The sequence below is a fragment of the Peribacillus sp. NPDC056705 genome, from assembly GCF_043656335.1.
Genome location: NZ_JBHTYI010000288.1, coordinates 1 through 1,022, shown reverse-complemented (window position 1 = coordinate 1,022; position 1,022 = coordinate 1). Strand labels below are relative to the sequence as shown.

Annotated in this window: 1 protein-coding gene and 2 pseudogenes; all 3 read left to right on the top strand. The window is 54.4% G+C overall.

Annotated elements, in window-relative coordinates:
- On the top strand, positions 1–467 hold a 467-nt coding region (locus tag ACFRAK_RS29765; RefSeq protein WP_394573303.1), incomplete at its 5' end, for a sensor histidine kinase.
- 82 nt (positions 468–549) lie between these two features.
- Positions 550–735: pseudogene (locus tag ACFRAK_RS29845) on the top strand (hypothetical protein); the annotation flags it as partial.
- A gap of 6 nt (positions 736–741) precedes the next feature.
- Positions 742–1,022 (top strand): annotated as a pseudogene (locus ACFRAK_RS29760) (PepSY domain-containing protein); the annotation flags it as partial.

Sequence of the window (1,022 nt, the reverse complement as noted above, 5' to 3'; positions counted from 1 at the left end):
ATCCGGAGGATTGGCAGGTGGAGATGGAGCGAGTGGATCTGGTCGCCTTAACCAAGTCCTCGACCAAGGCGTTCCATGATGCATACAACCGTCAGATCGAATTGAAAGCCGAAGCGATGATGTTGGGCTGGACCGACAGCCGCAGGCTCAAACAGCTGTTATTCATTTTGCTTGATAATGCTCTCAAATATAGCGATGAGTCGATCGTGATCAAGGTGGTCCGGCAGCAGTCGGAAATTCATGTTCAGATCACGGACCGGGGGATCGGGATTCCCAGAGACGAACTTGAACGTGTCTTTGATCGTTTTTATCGGGTGGATGAAGCGCGAAGTCGTCGGGGAGGCGGTGCCGGTCTTGGCTTATCACTGGCGCTCGATATCGCACAAGCCATCTCCGCGCAGATTGAACTCGATAGTCTGCCGGGAGCGGGTACGACGGCAACGATTCGAATCCAAGCGGCACCATAAACGAAAATGCCGGTTCTCATCAAATTCTAACCATGGTGCGATATACTGACCCCGTAAGCCACAACGTACCCGAGGTGATAGAATGCGCAATAAATTTGGATTAATACTAGGATCCGTTCTGGTCGCTGCCGGACTTATCGTCACAGCCGCCTTGTGGAATCCGCTGGGGAGTACTGCAACGGCCCTGTCGTCAGATGAGGTTGTGGAATACGTACTGGGTCAGTACGATGGCGAGATCATGGAGACGGTAAGAGAAGGCGATGCGTATCGTCTGGTGCTTCAGTCGGAGACGGGACGTTATGAGCTGCGGGTCGATGCCTACACAGGCGGGATGGTCTCCATTAACCAGCTCTCCGCAGCCGAACCGGGACCAGGTACAGGCCTTGAGCCTGATCCAGCCGAAGGGCCGACCGAGGCTGCACCGGACGACCCGGAAGATCCGGCTGCTTCGGATTTTCCGACTACCATGATCACGAAGGAACAAGCCGTTAAACTGTCACTGGAGAAGGTAGCGGGAACGATCGAAGATGTGGAATACCGCGAGAGTAAGCGAAG